Source organism: Mesorhizobium sp. M0626 (assembly GCF_040320665.1).
GTDB lineage: Bacteria > Pseudomonadota > Alphaproteobacteria > Rhizobiales > Rhizobiaceae > Mesorhizobium.
The window spans coordinates 40,611-47,097 of record NZ_JAMYQD010000033.1; the positions used below are offsets into that span (position 1 = coordinate 40,611).

Annotated in this window: 6 protein-coding genes; 5 read left to right on the plus strand and 1 reads right to left on the minus strand. The window is 59.0% G+C overall.

The window, feature by feature from the left end; genetic code table 11:
• The first annotated feature begins 354 nt into the window (after positions 1-354).
• The 5 genes from NKI37_RS30080 (at position 355) to NKI37_RS30100 (ending at position 5,263) form a co-directional block, all read left to right on the plus strand.
• Positions 355-1,080, plus strand: coding sequence for a helix-turn-helix transcriptional regulator (locus NKI37_RS30080; RefSeq protein ID WP_352791383.1), 726 nt, complete (start codon positions 355-357; stop codon positions 1,078-1,080).
• A gap of 106 nt (positions 1,081-1,186) precedes the next feature.
• Positions 1,187-2,392 carry an MFS transporter gene (locus NKI37_RS30085; protein WP_023673783.1) on the plus strand — a complete coding sequence of 402 codons (1,206 nt, stop codon included), beginning with the start codon at positions 1,187-1,189 and terminating at the stop codon, positions 2,390-2,392.
• Positions 2,382-3,794, plus strand: a complete 1,413-nt coding sequence (locus NKI37_RS30090; protein ID WP_155927474.1) for a hypothetical protein — start codon at positions 2,382-2,384, stop codon at positions 3,792-3,794. The genes NKI37_RS30085 and NKI37_RS30090 overlap by 11 nt, the downstream gene beginning before the upstream one ends.
• A gap of 362 nt (positions 3,795-4,156) precedes the next feature.
• Positions 4,157-4,747, plus strand: coding sequence for an ankyrin repeat domain-containing protein (locus tag NKI37_RS30095; protein ID WP_023695862.1), 591 nt, complete (start codon positions 4,157-4,159; stop codon positions 4,745-4,747).
• 12 nt (positions 4,748-4,759) lie between these two features.
• Positions 4,760-5,263, plus strand: a complete 504-nt coding sequence (locus tag NKI37_RS30100; protein WP_023707420.1) for a YHS domain-containing (seleno)protein — start codon at positions 4,760-4,762, stop codon at positions 5,261-5,263.
• Positions 5,264-5,278: 15 nt separating this feature from the next.
• On the opposite strand, the gene NKI37_RS30105 is transcribed toward NKI37_RS30100, so the two are convergent.
• A complete protein-coding gene (locus NKI37_RS30105; protein ID WP_348626790.1) occupies positions 5,279-6,469 on the minus strand; it encodes a tetratricopeptide repeat protein in 1,191 nt (396 codons plus the stop codon).
• Positions 6,470-6,487: the final 18 nt, after the last annotated feature.

The window sequence follows — 6,487 nt, forward strand, 5'->3', positions numbered from 1 at the left end:
TTTCACCGGGCTCAAGTATTGGCTGAGCCAAATGGTAGGCCTGCCGGATACAGGCGGCTTTCACTCGTTTGCCATTTTTTCGCTAAAGTCACATCTTCTACCAATCCAGAGTTATTTGCGTGTTGTTCAGCAACCCATGGTTCGCCACATCATGCGACGACTGGCCGCTCGCCAGTAAGGAGGCTGCGGATACGTGAATACTCTTGCCCTCGACCCGACCGAGAACCGCCGGTCACGCCACCAATCGCTTGCCCACAAGTATGAGAATTGGGGCAGCGTACGGGCGGACGTGGTCAAAAGAACCGGGCTGAGCGCCAGGAAACAAGAATCCTGCAGCCAAACCATTTGTTCCTGATGAACCTGAAGGGCACGGCGTGCCGCGGAGAAGACATCGTGGATGGGCGCCGGATTGCCTTTTTGCCGCGCCGGGCCGGTTCGATAATCTTCATGCCCGCCGGCAGTGATTGGAATGGGTGGGACGAGGGGGACGCGACCGCTTCCTACCTCCTAGTCTCGATTGCAAAAGAGTTCGCCGACGATGTGTTTGCGGGAACGGCTCGCCATCGCCCGGCAGTGCTGCCGCCGTCGATCGGGTTTCGGGACGGCACTGTAGAGTTGGCGTTGCAGAGGATTGCCTTGGAGCTCAAGCAGCCTGACCCCATCAGCGCAACGATGGTGGAGTGCCACGCCACGCAATTGCTCGGCCAAATGTTGAGGTTGAACGGCTTCCATCAGGAGCCGGCAAAAGGCGGTTTGTCATCGTTCGATCTCAAGCGGGCGGTGGACATGATCGAGACGTTGTCGGACGGCAGACCTACGCTCGCCGATCTGGCGAAAGAGATTGGGGTTAGCCGGTTCCATTTCTGGAGGGCCTTCAAGCAGTCGACAGGCATGACGCCGCACGCATTCATTGCGCAGCGACGGCTGGAGCAGGCCGCGGACATGCTGCGATCGACCAGTCTGTCGGCGACGGAAATCGCGATGGAATGTGGTTTCGGCAGCTCGAGCCATTTCACGACCGCCTTTAAGCGGGCATTCGGCGCGGTCCCGACGGAGTTTCGTCGTAACTGCAGAATCTAGCCCGCCGCTTGTCGGTTCTCAGCAAGTATCGGAAAACCCCAACATCACAGTAAAGCAGGCTTGGCGGAAGACGGTATCCATCGGCGGTCAGCCGGATACGCCGCTCATGTCAAACCTGGTTCGAGTTCATCATGGCAAAGGACGGGCCGGCCGGTCCAGTCCCTGCCTCGGATTCCTGGCCAGCACGCTATCGGCGGCCGTTGCCCGAAACGGCTACTACATCGCATCCGCCTGGATTCTCGTCGAGCGAGGGTACGGAACCGCCGGCGTGGCGACGTTCCTTGCGATCGTCAGCGTTGTCGAATTCATCGCGAGCCCTCTGGCCGGTGTAGCGGCGGATCGATTTGACAGGCGATGCTTGAACGTTGCGGCAGACCTCAGCCGCTTCGTCGTTATGCTGGCTACCGCTTGCGCGCTTCTCGACATGGACGTGTTTGTGATTATCTGTCTGTCAGCGGCCCTCTTTTCGTTTTGCGACCGTGTCGCGCTTACAAGCTCTCAATCAATGATCCCCGTGATAGCTGACGGCCGCGATCTTGTAGCCTCGAATTCCGCCGTCTTCTTCGTCATGCAGGTCGGCAATCTCGGCGCAGCTTTGCTTGCAGGGCCTTTGCTGCATGATCGCTCCCCAGTCCTGCCATTCACCGTTATTGCTGCCTTCTTTTTGTTTTCATCGGGCTGCCTAGCCTTGATGCGGCTGCAACCGGTTTCGCGTGATGTCCGCTTCGCCAAAATCTCGGCAGCACAATTAGATCCAAGCCTGCGTCGTCTCATCGGCGTCTACGCGCTTCTCTACACAAGCGCGGTGCTTGTCAGCGTCATGGGATCTAGCTTCGTCTTCCAGGAGCAGAAGGGTACTGCCGCGGATTTCGGCTACCTTGAGGCTGCATGGTCGGCGGGCTCACTGATCGGTGCGGTCTCTCTATTCCGGATTGAAAGAGCGATGAGTACCCACGTGCGGCATCTCATGCTTTTGGGCTTAACGGCGCTGGTACTCATGGCGCTGGCATCTCTGCCCACGCCTTGGACAGTGATCCTTTTTGTCGCGCTCGGATTTCTATACAATCTTGGACGCGTCAGCGTTGAAGTCACATTGCAGTCGCATGTTTCCATTTATCTTTTGGGCCGGGCCAAAGGCATTATGCATAGTGTGGCCGTGGTGCTCGGGTTACTCATCTTCGGCATCGCCGCCGCTGTCGGAGATCGAGCATTTCCTTCGACGATTTTCTTGAGCTTTGGCGTGGCGCTCCTCGTCAGTATTTTGTGTTTGAGCGTGGGTGTAATTCAGACACGAGAAAAAGGTGAAACGTGAGGTGGAAGAGCTAACAGCAGGCGTAGATGCGAAACAGGCAGTCCTGGGGTCGCTGACGGCACTCTACCCCTGGATGAGCCCATACCATTCCCGGCCGATCCGTGATTATGCGTTTCGCCTGTTTACGGCGCCGGCTTCGGTTCCCATGCCAGAAATCCGGCTCCGAGCCTTCACCAAACTACTCGACATCATCAGGAAGGCAGCGACACGAAACGGGTTGTCTGCCGATACCGCCTTGGAAATCTGCAGGGATTTCCAAAGGCGCCGCGTGTTGCAGACAGGCCCTCATTTGTTTCTCCTCCTGGAGCCGGAAGCCTATTATACGCATATCTTCAGCCTCCTTGGTCTCTCGGCGCATGGCTGTTCGACCTACGTTTCCTACGCCGTTTCGACGGTGAATCTCGTCGAAAAGCCACGCAAGGGACCAGGCTGGATCACCGTTGACGGCAAGCCGGTCAACGTCTTTGGCCTGAGCCGAAGCCGGATGATCGGATACAGCCTGCTAGCCGGGCCGGGACCTTACAGGTTCGAGTTGTTACCGACGGAGCCAAGCACTGGCGGAGACGCGCTCACGCTGCTTCGTAGCCTTCTGCCGAAGACGCAATTCGAGCGGCCCGCGCACGCCATCAAGGCAGCCAATCTCATCCTTTGGCCAAAAATGTTCGGAGGCCGCTTCGCCTTCCTGCAGATCGACGACGAGGATGTTGCCGACCTGGTGGCCAACCATCTGTCGGAGGAAAATTCCTGGCTACGCATGAGACTGCTGGAAGACCCGAAGTTCGCTTCCAACATCCTTGCCGGCCGCGACGGACTCGCGTCTGGCCCGTGGAGTGGCTGGCTCGCTCGGGGTACTGATTTCTTCTGGTTCTATGAAAATGGCAAACGCCGTCCGCTGCGTCTGATCGCCGGCGAACTCATCGATCCTGCGACCGGTATGAAGGTGGCGTGCTTCACAGCCCCCGACATTCTCGAGCGGCTGGCAAACCGCAGCCTTGTCCCGAATCTCCTGCTGATGTTTCTGGTTTTGTCGATCCTGCCCGGCGTGCGCGCGCTTGGAGGCAGCTATCAGCCGATCTACTACCCCCTGATGCGCTATGTCGTCTGCCGGGCGCTCAAGGCCGCAGGTGTGGATGAAGATCTTCGGCAGGCTCTCGCAAACGAGGACATACCGGGTGCCTGGGGACATCGGGTAATTGAGTGTGACGATGATCCGCTCGAACTATTCCTAAATGGCAGGAACCGTGGGTTGAGTGGTCTTATCGACCGCCTGGGCGACATTTCCTTCGCCGAGGCATGTGGAACCATGAGAGGCTTCGTGACTGATCCGTCGTGGCATGAACTTCACAGCCGGTTGCGGAACGGGCTGATTGCGCCGACCGATGAGGAATGGGCTTTTTCCTGAAATGTCCTACTGCACTTCCTATGTGTACGCCGGTTACGAATGGCAGCTTTGCGCCCCATGTCGGTCATTGAGCAAGCCATAGTTGCATCCGAAAGCGGACACTTCCGCCAACGGCCACCTTTGCGCTTACCGGCTATCCCAACGGAGCAACAGGCGGTTACGCTCGACGCCGCTCGGCGCCTCGGTAATCGACGCTCTTCAAAATTCAGCCTGGATTGGTGCCGTACTGACGAAGCCAGTAGCACTAACGCCTTCCCGCCCTGGGCCGCGTTCGCTATGTCTGGCCGCGCCGTCCGCCTTGGATCCACCTGATGTGCCCAGGACAGCTTGTATGACCACAAGCTAATATGCTACCTTGCACAATGCGCGGATTGCTGGCACTTGGAATGCTGGTTTTGGCGGCTACAACAGCAGCCGCAGGTGAGCAGTTGTTCGACTCCATCGCCGCCGGCGACAAGGGTGCCGTGGAGCAAGCCCTGGCAGGCGGTGCCGACGTCGACAGCCGGGCGCGCGACCAGGCAACGCTGCTCATCGCTGCAGCGCTCGATAACCAGCCGGAAATCGCCGACTTCTTGCTGGCCAAGGGTGCCGACATCATGGCGCGTAACTCGGGCGGCTTTACCCCGCTTCATGCGGCGGCCTTCTCGGGCAGCCTGCCGATCGCCAAGCTGCTGCTGGAAAAAGGCGCGGTGCTCGACGATGCCGCCAACAAGGCGGGTGCTACGCCGTTGCTGGTGGCCGGCGAGGAAAACCACATTGAACTGGCCGAGTTCCTCATTGCGAAAGGTGCCAATGTGAACCATGCCGAGGGGCATGGCTACATGCCGATAACGCGCGCATTCTGGAAGGGCAACACGGATATCATACGACTTTTCAAACGCCATGGTGCTACCTGCCAAGCCAAAATTCTTGGCGAGGCGAACGCGGCGAAGTGCGCCGAGATCCACGATTAACGGAGGATACAGATGAGCACGATGATCAAGCCACGACTGGTTCGGAGTTTGGGGACGGCTGCCCTGGTCGCGGTAGCTGTGGTCGCCGGCGCGGGATCGGCATGTGCCGACGATTCGGTAAACACCGGCTATTTTGGTGGTGTGGCGATCATGGGCTACGACACGGTCGCTTACTTCACTGACGGCAAGGCCGTGAAGGGCTCCGAAGAGTTCACTTATGAATGGCTGGGGACACCTTGGCATTTCGCCAGCAAGAAACACCAGGAAATGTTCATGAGCGAACCGGTCAAGTACGCTCCTCAATATGGCGGGTACTGCGCCGGCGAAGTCGTGGGCGGGGGGGTCACGGTCAATGTCGATCCTGAGGCATTCAAGATTATCGACGGCAAGCTCTACCTGATCTACGACGTCGACAATGCGGATGATTTCGCCGCGCATGCAGCTGAAAATATCCCGAAAGCCGATGCCAACTGGCCGAAGGTCGCGGCCAATTTGGAACTCGATCACTATCATTGAGACGCGCGTGTGCGTCTACCGAACCACGGTGAAGTGAAACACCTTGCTTGTATTGGCATAGGAGTAGCTTTTGCCGGCTGCGTCGTTGCGTCTGTAGACGGGACCACAGTCGGGGCGACCGAACAGGTTCTCGCTCTGCTCGCACAACAGATCGCCATCGACGTAGACGGTCTCGGTGACTAGCCGCGTCGTAGAGCGGAAGGCCGCCTTGCCGTCGCTTCCGATCTGAAGGAAGGCTGGTTGGAGACCGGGTTCGATCTGGCCTTGCAGTGTATGGCCAATGACGAGGGACGCGATCTCGGCACCCTTTAACTGGTCCTGTTCGGCCGGGGTAAAGCCGAAGCGCCATTGGGGGAGGCCCGCCTGGCGCAGTGCGGCGACGAGTATCGCCAGATCCTGCGGATTCCGAAAATGTGCATGAGTCATCTCCCACCCAGCCAAAGAGTCCACGTAGCTGGACCCTGCTACGAGGCGGAGCCCCTCGGCGATTGCGGCTTTCGCATCCGGTAGGCGGCCGCCGCGGACATACGCCGCAGCGAGCGTAAACCGAAAGTTGCCAACCGTGGACGCATCGTCGCGTGTGTGCTCGAGAGTCTCGATCGCTTTCTCGACATTGCCCTGGAGCAGAAAAACCAGCCCAGCAGTTTCCCGGTTGATCGCTGAGAGGTCGGGGTCGAGCCTGAGCGCCGTCTCGACCGCAGTGGCTGCCTCGGCATGATTGCCGGCGTAGAACTGAACATATCCAAGGGCTGCTTGCGCCTCTGCATCGCCCGGACCGATTGAAACAGCCTTCTTGGCAGAGGCAATCGCATCTTCGTAGCGGCGATTCACGACCTGCATGATCCCAAGAATAGCATAGGGCGACGAAAGGTCAGGGTCGAGTTCCAAAGCTCGGCTCGCCTTCTCATATGCTCTCTTTCGTGCTGGCGCGCTCTGGATGACGTCGTTGAAGGCCTCCCGCCAGATATAGATTGTGGTGCGCGCGTCGGCCGCGAAGGCTTCGGCAAAGGCGGGGTCAAGCTCCTCCGCCTTGTCGTAGAGCGCAAGCGCCTCCCGCAGCCCGGCCTGCAGGACGCTGCGTGACGCCGTCTCGGCTTGTAGATAGTAATCATAGGCCTCGAGATTGCTCGTCGGCGGCCGCGCCATGCGCTCGCTTTCCGCTGCCGAAGGTTGCATGCCAAGCGCCTTGGCGATCTCGCCGCTCATCTCGTGTTGGACGGCAAA